The sequence below is a fragment of the Pseudomonas sp. BNK-30 genome (genome assembly GCF_047456185.1).
Taxonomy (GTDB): domain Bacteria; phylum Pseudomonadota; class Gammaproteobacteria; order Pseudomonadales; family Pseudomonadaceae; genus Aquipseudomonas; species Aquipseudomonas putida_E.
The window spans coordinates 1461065-1477466 of the sequence record NZ_CP179904.1; the positions used below are offsets into that span (position 1 = coordinate 1461065).

The window sequence follows — 16402 nt, forward strand, 5'->3', positions numbered from 1 at the left end:
GCGCTGCAAACGTCTTTTTCGCTGGGTGAGGCTATTCGCGCTCTCGCGTGCTGATTCCACAGGCAGTCAGCTCGACTCTGAGTTTTCGATGTATTTACTGCGTTTTCACACAGCCTGGACCCGAAGCTGCCCGTCACGAAGGCTAAGACTCGGCCAAAAGCAAACACTCAAGCTTTTATGCCGCATAGGGAGATTGCGATGTACCCCAACAAGGCCTGTCCCGTAGTGCTCTCGACTTCGCTACCCATCAAGATTCTCCTATTCAGGCACCCTTTGGCAGGCACGCAACTGGTGAAGGGCACTATCGAGAATGGAGAAACACCTGGTGCGGCTGCATTGCGTGAGCTGGAAGAGGAGTCCGGCATCAGTGACGCAGTGATCGGGCTTGATCTGGGATGCTGGAAGTCTGACCACCAAGATCAGGTATGGTCGTTTCACCTTTGTCGCTCTGGGAGGGAGCTGCCTGAGTGCTGGGTTCATCAGACGCTGGATGACCATGGCCACCTCTTCGAGTTTTTCTGGGCGTCGCTCCACAATCTTCCCTATGCCGACTGTCATCCGGTCTTCCAGCGGGCACTGGAGTTTTTATGCGAAACACTGAAAACGTCCGGTCATTGGGGGGAGGGGCGAATGGACCGTAATCGTTCCCACGATTCAATTGTTCTCACTCAATCTGCTTCCAATTAACGAATGCCGCTAATGCTGGTATAGAGACTGCTGCAAACGTATTTGCCAGCAGGAGCCGTCCCATGCAACTCAGCCGTGCCAATCTGGCCGACTTCGTCTACTTCCTGGCCATCGTCCGCCACCAGAGCTTCAACCGGGCCGGGCTTGAGGTGGGCATCAGCGCATCGGCGCTTAGTCATGCGATCAAGGGGCTGGAGACTCGCCTTGGTGTTCGCCTGCTAAACAGAACCACCCGCAGCGTAACGTTGACCGCCGCCGGCGAAGAGTTGCATACGCTGATCAGTGGGCCTATCGATGAAATCGGCCAGGCGATGGAGGTGCTCAATCGCTACCGCGATGAGCCTACCGGGCGTATTCGTTTGAACACCTTGAGCGATGGCGCGGACTTTCTGCTCGGCCCCGTATTACCCCTTTTCAATGACCGCTACCCCGACATCGAAATCGACCTGACGGTAACCAACCGTTTGGTAGATGTGATTGGTGGTGGGCATGACGCGGGCATTCGTTACGGTGGAACGGTGCCGGAAGATATGATTGCCCAGCGCCTGTCACCGGACATCCGCTGGGTGGTGGCGGGCACTGCCAACTACCTTCAGCGCTTTGGCGAGCCGAAACATCCGCAGGACTTGCTTAAGCACCGTTGCTTACGCATTCGCCTGGGCAATGACCGTATGTACGACTGGGAATTCGAGAAAGATGGTGAGCAGTTGTCCATCGCTGTTCCGGGTGCGATCACCATTGATGAGACGCGCATTGGCGTGTCATTGATTCGTCATGGCGCGGGGTTGATGTACGCACCGGAGCCAGTGATTGCGCCGCTGGTGGCCAGCGGCGATTTAGTAAGGGTGCTGGATGACTGGTCCAGCGTTGCGCCGGGTTTTCACATGTATTACTCGAGCCACCGGCAATTGCCGGTGGGCTTGCGGCTGTTGATTGACCTGATTCGCGAGGTTCAGCCGCTGGGGCCGATCAGCCCCTGATCAGGCCGGTTTGGTTTTGCTGAAACACCGCAAGTAGGTGGGGCGCGCCTGTCATCAATGAAAAGAGTCATTGCCCGGCTTACTCCCGGCACCACGAGGCCCTGCCAAGCGCGCCCGGCGAGTAAGCGGTAGCGTTTTTGAGGTCAGCCTTTGTTACGGGTGGCGAACACATCTTTGACGACTGGCACGGCAGAAAACACGTTTGGCCAGCCTGCATAGAACGCCAGCTGGGTAAGCATTTCAGCGGCCTCTGGCTGGGTCAGGCCGTTGTCCATTGCGCGATTGAGATGGTAGGTCACCTGGGCCACCTGGCCGTTGGCAATCAGGGCGCTGACGGTGATCAGGCTGCGGTCGCGGGGCGCCAGATCGGGCCGCAGCCACAGGTCGTGGAACAGCGCGTCGCCGGTGTAGTGCACCAGCCCAGGTGAGACGGGGCCGACATTGTTGGCAACCGCTTGCGCCCGCACGTTCTCGGCGGCTTCGTTGATGGGCAGCCGCGTAGGTGCAACCGGCGGTAACTGATCAGCCCCGATCCCTCGGCTGGCAAATACCGCTTTGGCAGCTGCCACGCTGGCAGTGGCATTGGCCCAGCCGGAATAGAAGGCCAGATGGTTGATCAGTTCGGATAGCTCAGCCGGTTTCACGCCGTTATCCAGGGCTAGATTCAAGTGATACGCCAACTCTACAGTCTGGTTACGGCTGATCAACACCGCGAGTGTGATCAGGCTGCGGTCGCGGGGTGAAAGGCCTGGTCGCTTCCACACTTCGTCCAGCAGCAACATCTCGGTGTTGTGCGCCAAGGCGGGCGAGACTGCGCGAACGTCGTCCAGGCTCGGTGCGCCGGGGCTTTGCGCAATGCCGGTGGGTGTAGTTTTGTCGGCGGTGGAGCAGGCGGCCAACAACAGGGAAAACGAGGCGAGGGCGGTCTTAAGCAGTTTCATTCGGCGGCCTCGTATTGCGCCTCGCTGACGGGTTCCAGCCATTCGACGTTCTTGCCGTCGAGGGACTCTTGAATGGCCATATGAGTCATGCCGGTGGTAGCCGTTGCGCCGTGCCAGTGCTTGACGCCTGGGGGCGTCCAGATCACATCCCCCGGTTTGATCAGCTGTTTTTTACCGCCCGCTTGCTGCACCCAGCCGGTACCGGCGGTAACCACCAGGGTTTGCCCCAGCGGGTGGGTGTGCCACATCGAGCGTGCGCCCGGTTGGAAATTGACGTAACCAGCGGAAACCCTGGACGGCGCACGGGCTGGAAAAAGCGGGTCTATGCGTGCGCTGCCGACAAAGCTTGTGGCCGGCCCGTTGATGGAAGGCTGCTCACCGTTCCTTACAACCAGCATCGTTTGATCGGGTGCAGGGTCGGAGGCGATGGCTGCCGCCGGGATCAGAACAGTAGCCAGGGCAAACCCAGCAACGATTTTTGGCATCAGCAGGCTCCTGAGGTGATGGCCGATTCAGTGGCCAAGTTAGTGCAGCGCAAACGCGGTGACTACCGGCCTCAGGTCGCATGAAGTTGTGAGTAGGGCTCATCAATTGCTGAAACGGTCTGATTATAAGCCCACTCATTCATGAGCTTGGCTCATCGGAACATCCTGCCTTCTCCGGCTAGTCCGCACGCCCTTGACGGAATATGCTGCTAACCATCTGGTTAAATTTTTGTAACGGAGATCATCCATGAGCTTTGAATTTCGCAACCAAGTCGCACTGGTCACCGGCGCGGTGTCCGGCATTGGCTTGGCCACCGCCAAGATCGCTGCCCACAGCCACTGAGGAAACAGGATGAAAATTCCGACCTTGATAGGGGCCTGCGCAGTGGCTTGCTTAACCGCCGCTCAAGCGCTTGGAGAAGACATGCAGACGGTAGTGCGCATTGCCCAGCTTGAAATAGACCCAGCCAAACTGCAGGAATACGAGGCGGCGGTTAAAGAGGAAATGGCCGAGTCGATCCGCCTTGAGCCTGGCGTGCTGGCCATCTATTCGGTGGCGGAGAAAGACCAGCCGAACCGGCTGCACTTCTTCGAGATATACGCGAGCGATGAAGCCTATCGGAGCCATATTGCCTCAGCGCATTTTCAGAAGTACGCGGCGGCGACCCAGTCGATGATTCTTTCAAAGCGATTAATCGAGACCACGCCCGTTCAACTGAGCGTCCAAGCTGGAAAGTGAGGGTAGGGTGGGTTCGCAGAAGCGAGAACGGCCAGATTCCCTCATCCCCACACGCCAAATGACAGGGCCCCGCAATAGTGCACATGAACATCTGGACGATCATGAAGCCAAGGGCTGCTCCCAGAAATGCAATGCCTGCAACAAGCCTTGGTAAGGTCGCGCTCATGCGTTACTCCAATAGCCATGCAGACATGCCTGCGCCCAGCAACATGCCGGGCATGGAAAACAGGTGCCCAAGTGCAAGTAGCCCATCGAGGCTTGTCAGGCTGTTGATTTCAATATTTTAACTGGAGTCAAGAGGAAAACTTCTCATCCGCGTCTACTCTCTCTAAGCGACATGAAATCCTGGCTGGTAGTTGCCGAATCGGTACAGCGCATTGGTCAAAAGGAGCTGGCAATGACTGTGTTCGTAAAAACGTTCAGAAACCAAGGCCGCACTGCCTCGGTGGGCAGAATCTGGAAGCTTAGCTCTACCTTCTTTTTAGCCACCGCCATCACGATGGCATCACAGACGTGGGCCGAAGAGAAAGCGAAACCCGCAACAGCAGCAACCAAAGAAGCCAACGATGCGTTGCTCAAAGAGTTGCCGTTCAATGACAAGACCTCCTTCGAACTGGCCCATAAAGGGTTTATCGCCCCGCTTCCGAAAGAGCCGATCAAGGGCGCCTCGGGCAACCTGATCTGGGACCCGGCCAAGTACAACTTCATCAAGGAAGGCGAGGCCGCACCCGCTTCCACCAACCCCAGCCTCTGGCGGCAGTCACAGCTGATCAATATTTCCGGCCTGTTCGAAGTCACCGATGGCATCTATCAGGTACGCAACTACGACTTGTCGAACATGACCATCGTCGAGGGCAAGGAAGGCATCACCATCTTTGATCCGTTGATTTCGGCGGAAACTGCCAAGGCCGCACTCGACCTTTACTATCAGCATCGGCCGAAGAAACCCGTGGTCGCAGTGATTTACACGCACAGTCACGTCGACCATTACGGCGGTGTTCGTGGTGTGATCGACGAGAAGGATGTCAAGGCAGGCAAGGTCAAGGTCTATGCCCCCAAAGGCTTCCTGGAGCACGCCGTTGCCGAGAACGTGATGGCCGGCACCGCCATGAGCCGCCGGGCCAGTTACATGTACGGCAACCTGCTGCCGCCGAACGAAACGGGCCAACTGGGCGCAGGGTTGGGCACCACGACTTCTGCCGGCACGGTCACCCTGATCCCGCCGACCGACATCATCGAGAGAACCGGCGAGAAGCGCACGATCGATGGGCTGACCTACGAGTTTCTCTACGCGCCGGGCAGCGAGGCGCCAGCCGAGATGCTCTATTACATCCACGAGAAAAAAGCCCTCAACACGGCCGAAGACTCCACCCATACGATGCACAACACCTACTCGCTGCGCGGAGCAAAAATTCGCGAGCCGCTGCCGTGGTCCAAGTACCTCAACCAAGCGCTGAAGATGTGGGGCAAAGACGTCCAGGTCATGTATGCCATGCACCATTGGCCGGTGTGGGGCAACAAGGAGGTCAAGGAGCAACTGTCGTCGCAGAGGGACATGTACCGCTACATCAACGATGAAACGCTGCGCTTGGCCAACAAGGGCCTGACCATGACCGAGATTGCCGAGCAGGTGAAGCTGCCGAAATCGATCGCTTCGCGCTTCTCCAACCGTGGGTATTACGGGGCTTTGAACCACAACGTCAAGGCCACCTATGTGCTGTACATGGGCTGGTTCATCGGCAACCCGGCGACGCTGCATGAATTGCCGCCTGAAGAATCGTCCAAGCGCTACGTCGAGATGATGGGCGGCGCCGACGCGGTGCTGAAGAAGGCCAAGGAGTACTACGACAAGGGTGACTACCGCTGGGTAGCCGAGGTGGTCAACAAAGTGGTCTTCGCCGACCCCAACAACCAGGCAGCGAAAAACCTGCAAGCCGACACACTCGAGCAGTTGGGTTACCAGGCTGAAAGTGGACCATGGCGCAACTTCTACCTCACCGGCGCCAAGGAATTGCGCGATGGCGTGAAACAGTTGCCGACGCCAGACACGGCCAGCCCCGATACGGTCCGGGCGATGGACCTTGACCTGTTCTTCGACTACCTGGCCATGCGCCTGAAAGGGCCGGAGGTCGAAGACAAGCACATTACCCTTAACTTCGACTTCACCGACCTTAAGCAGAAATACCTGGTGGAAATGGTCAATGGCGTGCTCAACCACACCGAAGGCTCGCAAGCCGAGAACGCCGACGCCACGGTCAGCCTGACGCGCGACACCTTGAACAAACTGATGCTCAAGGAAACCACGCTCAAGGACGCGGTGGGCGCAGGTGACGTCAAAGTCGAGGGTGCCGAAGGCAAGCTTGAGGAGCTGATGAGCTACATGGACAACTTCGACTTCTGGTTCCCGATCGTTACACCTTGATTGCTCCCTTGGCGCAGGTTGCGTCAAGCAGGACATCGAGCCATCGGTGTCCTGCTCTTTTCAAAGTGAGGAGTCAGGGACTATGACCACGACGAATCGTATGGATCACACCAAATGGTGGATGCCTGCAACGCTTATTCTGTTGTTTGCTCACAGCACCAACGTGTCTGCCGGAGGCATCTTCATTTATGAAGCCGGCCAGGAAAGTAACGGCCTGGCCAATGCTGGCTCGGCTGCGCTCGCCACCGACCCCAGCGTGTTGATGTCCAACCCCGCAGGCATCGCCCTGCTGCCTGGCACGCAGATCAGCGCCAATGCCCAGGTTATCCTCGGCGACCTGCGCTATTCACGTGACAGCAGCAACCAGTTCGATGGCAACGAGGGCGGTAACGCTCTGCAATACCTGCCGGGCGCCAGCTTGTTCATCAGCCACCAGCTCGATGACCGCTCAGCCATCGGGTTCGGCATGTACGGTAACTTCGGCTTGGCGCTGGACTACGACGATGACTGGGCCGGGCGCTACTTCACCCAGGAATCGGCGGTGATTGGCGTCTCGTTCCAACCCACCTTTGCGTACAAGTTCACCGATGACCTTACCGTCGGCATCGGCCCACGCATGATGCTCGGCTATTACCGCACCGAGGTGGCCATCAACAACAGCCTGCTCGGGTTGGTCGAGCGCCCCGATGGCCAGCTCGAATACAAGGACACTGACTTCGGCATTGGCGTGAACCTGGGCCTGCTCTACCAGCTCGCCCCCCGCACACGGATTGGCCTGGCCTACACCAGCAAGGTGAAGCTGGAGTTCGAGGACAGTCCACATGTCAGCGATATCAACAACCCCCTCATCAATGCCGCACTCAACCGCCTGGCGGTGGACACGCTGGAACTGGACATGAACGTGCCGCAGACCGCGACATTCAGCGTGGCCCACCAGCTGGACGAGCAGTGGACATTGCTGGGAAGCCTGGGTTGGCAGGACTGGAGCGAGTTCGGTGACATCGGGGTAGAGGTGGATGCCAATGCCGCCGGGGTTAGCCGCACGGTCGATCGCAAGTACAAGGACACCTGGCACGCCTCGGTGGGTGCCCAGTATCAGGCGACCCGCCAGCTGCGCTGGAGTTTTGGGGTGGGGTATGACAGTTCGGCCGTGGATGACAAGGATCGCACCGTGGACAACCCGATGGGGGAGGCGTGGCGCTTCGCAACCGGGGTGAACTATCAGGTGGAAGAAGGATTGGACCTGCATCTGGCTTACACATTGGTCTGGCTCGGCGACATGGACGTGGAGCAGACCAAGGCACGCTCCGGCGACACGTTGTCAGGTACTTTCGATAACGCCGCCTTGCACATCATCGGTGGCGGTGCGACTTGGCGATTCTGAAGGTTTTGATCCTTGGACAATGCTTATACGTGGAAGGAGAAGTTGCATGAAAAGTAAGGCGCTTATTGCAACGGTGTGTCTCACATCGCTTTTACTGCATGGTTGTGCGAGCAAATACGTTGAGCCCGACGAATACTCCGGGTTTCTGAAGGACTACAGCAAGCTCAAGGAGGATGAATCGCCTTCGGGCGCGAAGGTTACGCGCTGGATCAAGCCTGGCATTGATGCCAACCAATTTACCAGCGTGTATGTCGAACCCAGCCAGTTTTACCCCAAGCCGCAACCAACCGCGAAGATTCCGCAGCAAACCTTGCAAGGCATAACCCAGTATTACGATCAGTCGTTGAAAAACCAGTTTTCCAAGGTCCTGCCGCTTGCTACGAGCCCCGGGCCAGGTGTACTGGTGGTGCGCCCGGCGATCACTGGGGTGAGTGCCAAAACCAAGGGGCTGCGCCCGTATGAGGTGATCCCAATCGCGCTTGTGGCAGCCGGCATCAGTACGGCCACGGGTATTCGCGACCAAGACACCAGCGTGGCTACCGAAGCTGCATTCCTTGACGGGAGTACCAATGAGGTGGTGGCCGCAGTGGTGCGCAAAGGTGCAGGCGCTGAACTGGACAATTCCTCGCAAATCATGCAGGCCTCGGACGCCCGCGCCGTGCTCGATGGCTGGGCCAGGGACATGGTCAGTTCATTCCAGGCCCTGAAGAAGTAGCCCCCAGGTTCCCCCTGCCGTGGATGTGCGCCAGGGGGAACCGGAATTTGATGCCGAGATTTGATGGCCTAAGGATGCCCCGATGAATACGGTCATGCTCAAAATCAAACATGAATTCCTGAAGGTGCTTCCTCCCACCGTGTTTTTCTTCGTGATTCTGCACATCGTTGCGCTGATTCGCGCGCTCATGATCAAGGGGTCTGGTGTAGAGCTGCCTGTCTCAGCGTCTGTTCTGATCGCCGCTCTCATATTGGGCAAGTCTGTTCTGGTTGCCGATATGCTGCCCTTCATCAACCGGTTTCCCGATAAGCCGCTGATCTGGAACGTCGCCTGGAAAACACTCATGTATGCCCTGGTCGCACTGATCGTTCATTACTTGGAGCGTCTGTATGACTACTGGAAAGAGGCGCCCGGCCTGCTCGATGCGAATGCCCTGTTATGGTCTTCCATGAACTGGCCTCGTTTCTGGGCAGTTCAGATCTTACTGATCACATTGATATTCATGTATTGCGTCATCGCGGAACTGGCACGCGTCATTGGCCGCAAGCGCTTAAAGCAAATGTTCATTGGCCCGCTGCCGCCAAAGCAGACCGAGATGTCGAATCACGCTTGATCGCCGAAAACCCGGGCCGCTCAAAACGACGTGGCTTTCAGTTGACGGGAGATACAATGTTGAAAAGGAAATGCTACCCGCTTTACGCACTTGCGTTGCTGGGGCACACCGGGCAAGGGCAAGCAGAGGACTCGGCAGAGCTTGCCAAGAAAGCGCTGAACCCGGTTGCGGCCATGTACAGCTTGCCGGTGCAATATAATTGGGACCAGAAAATGGGCCCCGACGGCGATGGCAAGCGCAGCCTGACCAACATCCAGCCCGTTCTGCCTTTCAGCTTGAATGATGACTGGAACCTGATCTCCAGGACTATCCTGCCAGTCGTCGACCAGCACGGCCTGGGTGGCGCGGCGGACACCTCTGGCGTAGGCGATGTCACCCAGAGTTTTTTCTTCTCACCGAAACAACCCACTGCCAGTGGCTGGATACTCGGCGCAGGCCCGGCGCTATTGATACCAACGGGCAGCAACGACGTGCTGAGCAGTGAACAATGGGGGCTCGGACCAACTGCGGTAGCCTTGAAGCAAGCCAACGGTTGGACGCACGGGATACTGGCTAACCATATCTGGGGGCTAGAGGGCAGCCCCGCAGATGGTAAGGAGAAGGTAAACCAGACCTTCATGCAGCCGTTTCTTTCATACACGAACAGCTCGTTGACCACATTTGGCATCAACAGTGAATCGACCTACGACTGGCAATCCAAAGAATGGGCCATTCCGGTCAACCTGACGGTAACCCAGTTACTGAAAGTTGGTGGCCACCCCATCACCCTCCAAGCCGGGCCACGTTACTGGCTCGATTCACCGGATAATGGCCCGGAAGGTTGGGGCTTTCGCTTTGCTGTGACGTTGCTGTTCCCGCGCTGATCCTGAAGCACGCACTGCTTTGCTTTTCCTCCAGCTGCCCAATCAGCACACGTGCGTCCTCTATGGGCAGCTGCCAGTCGTGACCGCCCGCTTTCGGCCCAGGCTGTGTGAAAACGCTTGGCGCGATCCGACTGGTTAGAAAATGACCAGAATTTCGCGCTCCTGCGCGAAATCTGGGTTAGCTGAATAACCAAGCCATTTCAGATTTCACGCACGCTCGCGATCTTCAGAGACCCGTTTGGGTTTTCACACAGCCTGGGCCCGAAGCAGACATCTGTAACCGGGGCCGCTTCGCGGCCCATCGCCGGCAAGCGCGGCTCCCACACGTACAGCGCATGCCTCAAGGCTGGAGATATTCCAGGGGGAGCCGGCTTGCCGGCGATGAGGCCGGAACTGACCACAGAGCTTGGGATCGCTGTCTGCTTTGCGTCGAAAGCGGCCGGTAGTGGATGGCCTCTCCCGATCCAGTGCTACGGTTGATGGAGAGCGGCTAACGACCTGTCGATCGATTCAATCGGGGCGATTTCGCTGGCTTACTTACGGTCGCACGCAGAGGCATCCGCGTATGCGCCGCCAGCTGACAACTGTCCACCCCGCAGAGCGTGATGACACAACTCAACCAGCTAGAGGTTCGTCATGACTAAAAACATCGATCTGACGATCACCCCGGATTACCTCAATCCATTTGCCTCGCCGGACAATCCCAAGCTAAGCCCCGAGCTGGTGGAATACCTGTCAGATAGTGCCTGGTTTCACCCAGAGCTGAGCCTGCAGATCCGCTGCCCGGAAGAGGAGCGAGAACGCCTGCAGCAAGCCATCAGAAATACCTTTGCGCAAAAGAGCGAACAGCTCAGAGGGGATATTCGCACGCAGCGGCTGGTAGCACTGACACTCTTGGGCTTGGCGCTAGCCTTGGTGCTCGCAGGCACGGCGCTGGGCATCGAAGGCACCATCCCCGTGGGAGTCGTTACCGTCACCGCTTGGATGCTGCTCTGGCGCAGCGCAGAGATATTCTTTCTGGATATCCGCAGCGTCAACCGGCAGCTGCGTAAGTACCAGCGTATCGCCAGCGCTTCACAGCAGTTTCGATAGAGGTTGATCGCTCCCACACTACTACTGGGCGTATCTCTTTGCCCCGGCAACACAGATGACAGCACCCAGCGTTACGACGAGCATCACCCAGCTGACTTGCTCGTGCAGAAGCAACGCGGCCAGTCCAAGCCCCATGAACGGCTGAAAGAGTTGCAGTTGGCCCACTGCCGCAATGCCGCCCTGGACGAGCCCTTTGTACCAGAACACAAACCCGATCAGCATGCTGAACAGCGAAACGTAGGCGAAGCTGAACCACGCAGGGGCGCTAACTCGGGCGAAGGCATCGGGCGCTGGGAGATTGACGATAGTCAGCAGCAGCATGAACGGCAACGCTACCAGCAATGCCCAACTGATCACCTGCCAGCCCCCGAGAGTCCGTGACAGACGCGCCCCTTCCGCATAGCCCAACCCACAAACAACTACCGCAGCCATCATCAGCAGGTCTCCTAGCGCCGACGCATCTCCGCCATTCATCAACGCATAGCCAACGACTAGCCCAGCACCGAACAACGAGAACAACCAGAACAGTGGCCCAGGTCGCTCGCCGCCGCGCAGAACGGCGAACCCTGCGGTACACAATGGCAGCAGCCCGACAAAAACGATGGAATGGGCAGAAGTGACGTGCTGTAGGGCCAGTGCCGTCAGCAGCGGAAAACCGATAACGACGCCAAGCGCTGTTACAGCCAGTGACGACAGGTCACCGCGCTTGGGTCGCGGCTGGCGTAGCACGATCAAGAACAGCGCACCCAACAGCGCGGCAATGGTTGCCCTGGCACAGGTCAGAAACGTAGGCTCGAAGGCCGTCACTGCCACGCGGGTGGCCGGCAACGAGCCGGCAAAGATGGCGACGCCTATGAAGCCGTTTATCCATCCGCTTGTTGTTTTTTCCATCGGTGCGTCCTCGATAAGCCAGGGCTCAGTACATCACTGACGGGCTCACCAAGGCCATGTACACTCCACTACAATTCAACCGAACTGTTATGCATATGAATCCAGCACAATTGAGGGTGCGATGAAACGGGACGGAACGCGAATCCGAGCTGTGATGGGGGAGGTCCAGGCCAGGATAGCCTCTCGAAGCTACACCCCAGGTGCGAGAATTCCTTCAGTTCGCGCAATGGCTCAGAGCATGCAAGTATCGGTTTCTACCGTCCTGGAGGCCTATGAACGGTTAACCGCAGAAGGTGTACTTAGCGCACGCCCCGGCTCCGGTTTTTACGTGGCTGGCCCAGTTGCGCCATTGGCCCTGACCGAGCTCGGCCCCAAACTTGATCGTGATGTCGACCCGCTGTGGATCTCGCGCCAGTCTCTGGAAACTTCCAGTGATGCGTTGAAACCAGGATGCGGGTGGCTGCCCGCATCCTGGCTGTACGAAGCAGGCTTGCGTAAAGCTCTTCGAATGGTTGCGCGTTCTGACACGTCGAAATTGACTGAGTACGCTTCACCGCTTGGGCATCCGCCTCTCAGGCAATTCTTGTCGCGACGACTGGCAGGCGTTGGTATCGAAGCCCCTGTGGAACAGATCATGCTCACTGAGTCCGGCACTCATGCCATCGACCTGATTTGCCGTTTTCTGCTGCAACCGGGTGACACTGTCCTGGTCGACGATCCCTGTTATTTCAATTTTCACGCATTACTCAAAGCACATAGGGTGAACATCGTCGGAGTCCCCTACACCGCAACGGGTCCAGACATCGAGGCGTTCGGCGCTGCCCTGCGCGAGCACGCGCCGCGGTTGTACATAACGAACTCCGGCATCCACAACCCGACCGGGGCCACCTTGTCACCAGTCACAGCACACAGGCTGCTAAAGCTGGCCGACACCTCCAGCCTGGTAATTGTCGAGGACGACATCTTCGGCGATTTCGAGAATACCCCCGCGCCACGACTGTCTGCCTTCGATGGCCTCGCTCGTGTGATCCAGATCGGTAGTTTTTCCAAGACCATTTCCGCTTCAATCAGATGCGGCTACATCGCTTCGCGCAGGGAGTGGATCGAGAGCCTGGTCGACCTCAAGATTGCGACCACATTCGGGGGTGGGCGCATGGCTGCGGACATCGTTCATCAAGCTATTACCGATAGCGGGTACCGAAAGCACATGGAAGGTGTCCGCTTCAGGTTAGCCCAGGAAATGGGCAAAACAGTAGCGAGGCTTCAGGCGATTGGTATCAAGCCTTGGATGGTTCCCCAGGCAGGCATGTACGTGTGGTGCCAACTCCCTCAGGGTAAGGATGCAGCGACGCTGGCCAGAGCTTGTTTGAAGGACGCAGTGGTGCTCGCGCCCGGAAATGCTTTCAGCCAGTCCATGACTGCGGGAGATTTTCTGCGTTTCAACGTCGCTCAATCTGGCGACAGCAAGATCTACGAAGTGTTGAAACGGGCTCTGAATGCATAGTCTCGGGACCGATCCAGCGGCGACTCATCCTGTTCTAGCTGCTTTCAAGGCGTGCATGGCATATCCTTACGCCACGCAATCAACTTCGAAGCAGTGAATTGAACGATGGGTTTTGAACAACTAGCAGAGCTACGTGACCGTCTCCGGTCGGAAAAAGAGCAGGTAAAGGCTGAGGGTGGGAAACACCCCAAGCGCAAGCCTTCCCCGCAGGCGAAGCCTCGCGACCTTGATCCGGCAGTGCAAGCGATCTGGCCCTTGCAGAAGCATTTTCCCTTGGCCTTCCCCGTCAATCCGGCGCCCAAGGTGCCGCTCAAGGAGGGCATTTTCAAGGATGCCGAGCAGCACCTCGAACTGCTCGGCTTGACCCGCGAACAGCTCAAGCTGGGCATTTCTACCTGGTGCAAGGGAGCTCGATACTGGGCAGCCATGGTGGAGAATGCGCCGCGCCTGGACTTGAATGGGCAACCGTCTGGCATTGTGACCGCCGCTCAGGCGCTGCATGCCAAGCAACAAGCTTCGCGCCAACGTAGCCAGGGCCGACGCAAGCGTGTGAAGTCAGAAGCGAGTGCCCCGGCCTCTACCGCCGATAGCACAGCAGAGCAGATTACCGACTGAGACCGGTCGGGCTCTGCCCAGGGCTTTCAGGACTCGCGTGAGAGTGCTTGTGAAGGGGAATGTGCGGCCTGCATGGCAGCGTCGACCAGCCGACGCAAGCCGTCATTGTGTTCAAACGAGGCGATCGCCGCCGCCGTGGTGCCATTGGGCGAGGTGACTGCGGTGCGCAACTCTACAAAGTCTGTGCCTGGCTGGGTTTGCAGCGTCGCGGCACCCAGCGCTGTCTGCGCTGCCAGGGGCCTTGCCAATTCCGGGCTCAGGCCCAACGCTACACCTGCGGCGGCGAGGGCTTCGCTGAACAGGTGGTAGTAGGCAGGGCCGCTGCCGGGCAACGCCGTCACGGTATCCAGCAGGCCCTCGTGCTCCACCCAACTGGCGCTGCCGGCCGCTTCGAACAGCCGAGTCACCCACTCGCGCAGGTTTTGACATGAACCAGTCCGTCGCTGCCGCCACGGATCAGCAACGTGCAGTGGTCGAGTCGATCGGTCGCGAAGTGGGCGAAATCGTCACGCTCAATCAGCATGTGCAGGCGGGCCAAGAGCAGACGTTGGGAGTGTGTGAAAAGCTGGATGGGCGTTCGGGGGAGTTGCGTCGATTGGTGGCGAGCTTCTGTATCGAGAAATAGTCCAGAGGCTTGTGTGGTCGTTGGGATGTTGACCTGCGGTTTGCGGTGCTGCGCGAGTCGAGCGCCGGTGCGGCGCTCGATCTCAAGGGTGCGCAAGAAATTGGCCTGTCAGGCGACCATCACCCCAGCGCCGGTGTCCGTGGCGGGATCATGCGGCGTGAGCCGGTCGCTTCGAAGGCTGCCGCAAAACTCAACAGCGCATTGTCGCTGTAGGCACGCCCGGCGAAGGTCAGCCCCACCGGCATGCCGATGTCAGCCATCACGCCCATTGGCACGGTGACGGTCGGTACGCCCAGGTGGCGGATGGCGAGGTTGCCGTTGGCTACCCAGATGCCGTTGCTCCATGCGATGTCCGCCGAGGCCGGGTTCACGTCGGCATCGGCCGGGCCAACGTCGGCCACGGTCGGGAACAGCACCGCATCGAGGCCTTGGGCGTCCATCCAGTCTTCCAGGTCCAGCTTGCGAGTCTTTTCCAGCCCGCGCAGGCCGTCGGGCAGGGTTTCGATCTGGTCCCAGCGCTTCAGGCCGCGTTTGGCCATGTTGACGTACTCGTCCATGCCGGCAGCCAGATCGTCCTCACGGTTGGGCAGGGTGCCTGGGTCGTGGGGGAAGATCTGCAGGCCGTCGACATCGGCCAGGCGGTTGAGCTTGGGGTCGTTGTTGGCACGCAGGAAGTCGTCGAAGCCCCAGCCGGACAGTTCCCACAGCTCGTCATGCAGGAACGCCTTGCTGACGATACCGCGGTTGTAAACGGTCGGTGCGCCGGGCCGATCGCCTTCGCAGTTGGAGACCAGTGGGAAGTCCACTTCAACCACTTCAGCGCCCGCTGCTTCCAAGGCCTGGCGCGCCTGTTGCCACAGGTCGATGACCGTGGCACGGGTGTTGATGCGCTGGCCGGTCGGGCCACCGATGCCAGGTTTCTCGGACGTACCGGCCTCGGGGTCGGCGTTGATGTACATGCGCGGTACGCCGAAACGCTTGCCCTTGAGCGCGCTGGCGTCAACCGCCAGGTCCAGGTAGGACGCCGGGCGTACCGAAGAGGCGGCCGGGATTGGCACCCAAGGTTGCAGGCGCCAGAGGTCGCCACGCTTGTCGGCATCGTCGGCAACCACCACATCCAGCACTTCCAGCAGGTCGGCCATGGTGCGGGCGTAGGGCACTACCACGTCCATGGTCGGTGTCAGCGGCCAGTTGCCGCGTACCGAAATGACCCCGCGCGATGGGGTGTAGGCGCACAGGCCGTTGTTAGAGGCCGGGCCACGGCCACTGGACCAGGTTTCCTCGGCCAGGCCGAAGGCGCTGAAGCTGGCAGCGGTGGCGGTGCCGGCACCGTTGGATGAGCCGGAGGCGAACGGTGCGGTCAGGTAGTCGGCGTTGTACGGGCTTTCGGCACGGCCGTAGACGCCGCGCTGCATGCCACCGTTGGCCATGGGCGGCATGTTGGTCTTGCCCAGGCAGATGGCGCCGCCGGCGCGCAGGCGCTCGACGGTGAACGCGTCGCGCTGGGCCACCAGGTCTTTGAACGCCGGGCTGCCGGATGCAGCGGTCAGGCCCTTGACCAGGTAGCTGTCCTTGGCGGTGTAAGGGATGCCATCGAGCGGGCCGAGCAGTTCGCCACGGGCGCGGCGCGCGTCGGAAGCCTCGGCCTCCTTGAGCGCCTCTGGATTGCGGACTACCACCGCGTTCAGCGCGGTGGGGGTATCGGCTCCATCGTAGGCATCGATGCGCGCCAGGTAGGCCTTGACCAGCTCGACCGCCGTCGTGCGGCCCTTTTCGAGCGCGTCGCGCAGCTCGGCAATGGAAACCTCGGTTACCTCGATCATGCTTTCACCAAAATTTTGTGCAG

At 59.1% G+C, this 16402-nt stretch carries 17 protein-coding genes; 12 read left to right on the forward strand and 5 right to left on the reverse strand.

What is annotated here, in order from left to right:
- The first annotated feature begins 198 nt into the window (after positions 1-198).
- Both ACMGGN_RS06945 and ACMGGN_RS06950 read left to right on the forward strand, forming a co-directional pair.
- On the forward strand, positions 199-687 hold the full coding sequence (locus ACMGGN_RS06945; protein WP_414156595.1) for an NUDIX hydrolase: 489 nt from the start codon (positions 199-201) through the stop codon (positions 685-687).
- A gap of 62 nt (positions 688-749) precedes the next feature.
- Positions 750-1667, forward strand: a complete 918-nt coding sequence (locus tag ACMGGN_RS06950) for a LysR family transcriptional regulator (RefSeq protein WP_119687290.1) — start codon at positions 750-752, stop codon at positions 1665-1667.
- Between the two features lie 143 nt (positions 1668-1810).
- Here ACMGGN_RS06950 and ACMGGN_RS06955 read toward each other — a convergent pair whose 3' ends face one another.
- Together ACMGGN_RS06955 and ACMGGN_RS06960 are read right to left on the reverse strand one after the other, a co-directional pair.
- Positions 1811-2608, reverse strand: a complete 798-nt coding sequence (locus tag ACMGGN_RS06955) for a carboxymuconolactone decarboxylase family protein (RefSeq protein WP_174141850.1) — start codon at positions 2606-2608, stop codon at positions 1811-1813.
- Positions 2605-3093, reverse strand: a complete 489-nt coding sequence (locus ACMGGN_RS06960; RefSeq protein ID WP_174141851.1) for a cupin domain-containing protein — start codon at positions 3091-3093, stop codon at positions 2605-2607. The genes ACMGGN_RS06955 and ACMGGN_RS06960 overlap by 4 nt, the downstream gene beginning before the upstream one ends.
- Before the next feature lie 352 nt (positions 3094-3445).
- Here ACMGGN_RS06960 and ACMGGN_RS06965 point away from each other — a divergent pair, with 352 nt between their 5' ends.
- The 7 genes from ACMGGN_RS06965 (at position 3446) to ACMGGN_RS06995 (ending at position 10921) form a co-directional block, all read left to right on the forward strand.
- Entirely contained in the window at positions 3446-3832 is a 387-nt protein-coding gene (locus ACMGGN_RS06965) for a putative quinol monooxygenase (protein WP_174141852.1), read from the forward strand.
- A 499-nt stretch (positions 3833-4331) separates the two neighbouring features.
- Entirely contained in the window at positions 4332-6254 is a 1923-nt protein-coding gene (locus ACMGGN_RS06970) for an alkyl/aryl-sulfatase (protein ID WP_237858737.1), read from the forward strand.
- Positions 6255-6375: 121 nt separating this feature from the next.
- Complete coding sequence (locus ACMGGN_RS06975) at positions 6376-7638, forward strand: OmpP1/FadL family transporter (protein WP_231386497.1); 1263 nt, start codon at positions 6376-6378, stop codon at positions 7636-7638.
- 46 nt (positions 7639-7684) lie between these two features.
- On the forward strand, positions 7685-8353 hold the full coding sequence (locus ACMGGN_RS06980; protein ID WP_115274476.1) for a DUF3313 domain-containing protein: 669 nt from the start codon (positions 7685-7687) through the stop codon (positions 8351-8353).
- A gap of 82 nt (positions 8354-8435) precedes the next feature.
- Positions 8436-8966: a hypothetical protein gene (locus ACMGGN_RS06985; RefSeq protein ID WP_414156596.1), complete on the forward strand. Its 531-nt coding sequence runs from the start codon at positions 8436-8438 to the stop codon at positions 8964-8966.
- A gap of 56 nt (positions 8967-9022) precedes the next feature.
- Positions 9023-9829 carry a transporter gene (locus ACMGGN_RS06990; RefSeq protein WP_115274478.1) on the forward strand — a complete coding sequence of 269 codons (807 nt, stop codon included), beginning with the start codon at positions 9023-9025 and terminating at the stop codon, positions 9827-9829.
- 636 nt (positions 9830-10465) lie between these two features.
- Complete coding sequence (locus tag ACMGGN_RS06995; protein WP_012314933.1) at positions 10466-10921, forward strand: hypothetical protein; 456 nt, start codon at positions 10466-10468, stop codon at positions 10919-10921.
- A 21-nt stretch (positions 10922-10942) separates the two neighbouring features.
- Here the strand turns inward: ACMGGN_RS06995 and ACMGGN_RS07000 are convergent, their stop codons facing one another.
- Entirely contained in the window at positions 10943-11812 is an 870-nt protein-coding gene (locus ACMGGN_RS07000; RefSeq protein ID WP_119687282.1) for a DMT family transporter, read from the reverse strand.
- A 121-nt stretch (positions 11813-11933) separates the two neighbouring features.
- On the opposite strand from ACMGGN_RS07000, the gene ACMGGN_RS07005 reads away from it, so the two are divergent.
- Entirely contained in the window at positions 11934-13316 is a 1383-nt protein-coding gene (locus tag ACMGGN_RS07005; RefSeq protein ID WP_237858735.1) for a PLP-dependent aminotransferase family protein, read from the forward strand.
- Positions 13317-13421: 105 nt separating this feature from the next.
- The gene (locus ACMGGN_RS07010; protein WP_119687280.1) at positions 13422-13931 is read left to right on the forward strand and encodes a ProQ/FinO family protein; all 510 of its coding nucleotides are present in this window, start codon (positions 13422-13424) and stop codon (positions 13929-13931) included.
- Between the two features lie 26 nt (positions 13932-13957).
- Here the strand turns inward: ACMGGN_RS07010 and ACMGGN_RS07015 are convergent, their stop codons facing one another.
- A complete protein-coding gene (locus ACMGGN_RS07015; protein WP_237858733.1) occupies positions 13958-14338 on the reverse strand; it encodes a pyrroline-5-carboxylate reductase dimerization domain-containing protein in 381 nt (126 codons plus the stop codon).
- A gap of 20 nt (positions 14339-14358) precedes the next feature.
- Here ACMGGN_RS07015 and ACMGGN_RS07020 point away from each other — a divergent pair, with 20 nt between their 5' ends.
- Complete coding sequence (locus ACMGGN_RS07020) at positions 14359-14556, forward strand: hypothetical protein (protein WP_251962518.1); 198 nt, start codon at positions 14359-14361, stop codon at positions 14554-14556.
- A 119-nt stretch (positions 14557-14675) separates the two neighbouring features.
- Here the strand turns inward: ACMGGN_RS07020 and ACMGGN_RS07025 are convergent, their stop codons facing one another.
- Positions 14676-16379, reverse strand: coding sequence for an amidase (locus tag ACMGGN_RS07025; protein ID WP_119687270.1), 1704 nt, complete (start codon positions 16377-16379; stop codon positions 14676-14678).
- Between the last annotated feature and the right edge of the window lie 23 nt (positions 16380-16402).

Coding starts and splice junctions, on each gene's coding strand:
- ACMGGN_RS06945 (WP_414156595.1), top strand. CDS start 199: ATGTACCCCAACAAGGCCTGTCCCGTAGTGCTCTCGACTTCGCTACCC.
- ACMGGN_RS06950 (WP_119687290.1), top strand. CDS start 750: ATGCAACTCAGCCGTGCCAATCTGGCCGACTTCGTCTACTTCCTGGCC.
- ACMGGN_RS06955 (WP_174141850.1), bottom strand. CDS start 2,608: ATGAAACTGCTTAAGACCGCCCTCGCCTCGTTTTCCCTGTTGTTGGCC.
- ACMGGN_RS06960 (WP_174141851.1), bottom strand. CDS start 3,093: ATGCCAAAAATCGTTGCTGGGTTTGCCCTGGCTACTGTTCTGATCCCG.
- ACMGGN_RS06965 (WP_174141852.1), top strand. CDS start 3,446: ATGAAAATTCCGACCTTGATAGGGGCCTGCGCAGTGGCTTGCTTAACC.
- ACMGGN_RS06970 (WP_237858737.1), top strand. CDS start 4,332: ATGGCATCACAGACGTGGGCCGAAGAGAAAGCGAAACCCGCAACAGCA.
- ACMGGN_RS06975 (WP_231386497.1), top strand. CDS start 6,376: ATGCCTGCAACGCTTATTCTGTTGTTTGCTCACAGCACCAACGTGTCT.
- ACMGGN_RS06980 (WP_115274476.1), top strand. CDS start 7,685: ATGAAAAGTAAGGCGCTTATTGCAACGGTGTGTCTCACATCGCTTTTA.
- ACMGGN_RS06985 (WP_414156596.1), top strand. CDS start 8,436: ATGAATACGGTCATGCTCAAAATCAAACATGAATTCCTGAAGGTGCTT.
- ACMGGN_RS06990 (WP_115274478.1), top strand. CDS start 9,023: ATGTTGAAAAGGAAATGCTACCCGCTTTACGCACTTGCGTTGCTGGGG.
- ACMGGN_RS06995 (WP_012314933.1), top strand. CDS start 10,466: ATGACTAAAAACATCGATCTGACGATCACCCCGGATTACCTCAATCCA.
- ACMGGN_RS07000 (WP_119687282.1), bottom strand. CDS start 11,812: ATGGAAAAAACAACAAGCGGATGGATAAACGGCTTCATAGGCGTCGCC.
- ACMGGN_RS07005 (WP_237858735.1), top strand. CDS start 11,934: ATGAAACGGGACGGAACGCGAATCCGAGCTGTGATGGGGGAGGTCCAG.
- ACMGGN_RS07010 (WP_119687280.1), top strand. CDS start 13,422: ATGGGTTTTGAACAACTAGCAGAGCTACGTGACCGTCTCCGGTCGGAA.
- ACMGGN_RS07020 (WP_251962518.1), top strand. CDS start 14,359: ATGAACCAGTCCGTCGCTGCCGCCACGGATCAGCAACGTGCAGTGGTC.
- ACMGGN_RS07025 (WP_119687270.1), bottom strand. CDS start 16,379: ATGATCGAGGTAACCGAGGTTTCCATTGCCGAGCTGCGCGACGCGCTC.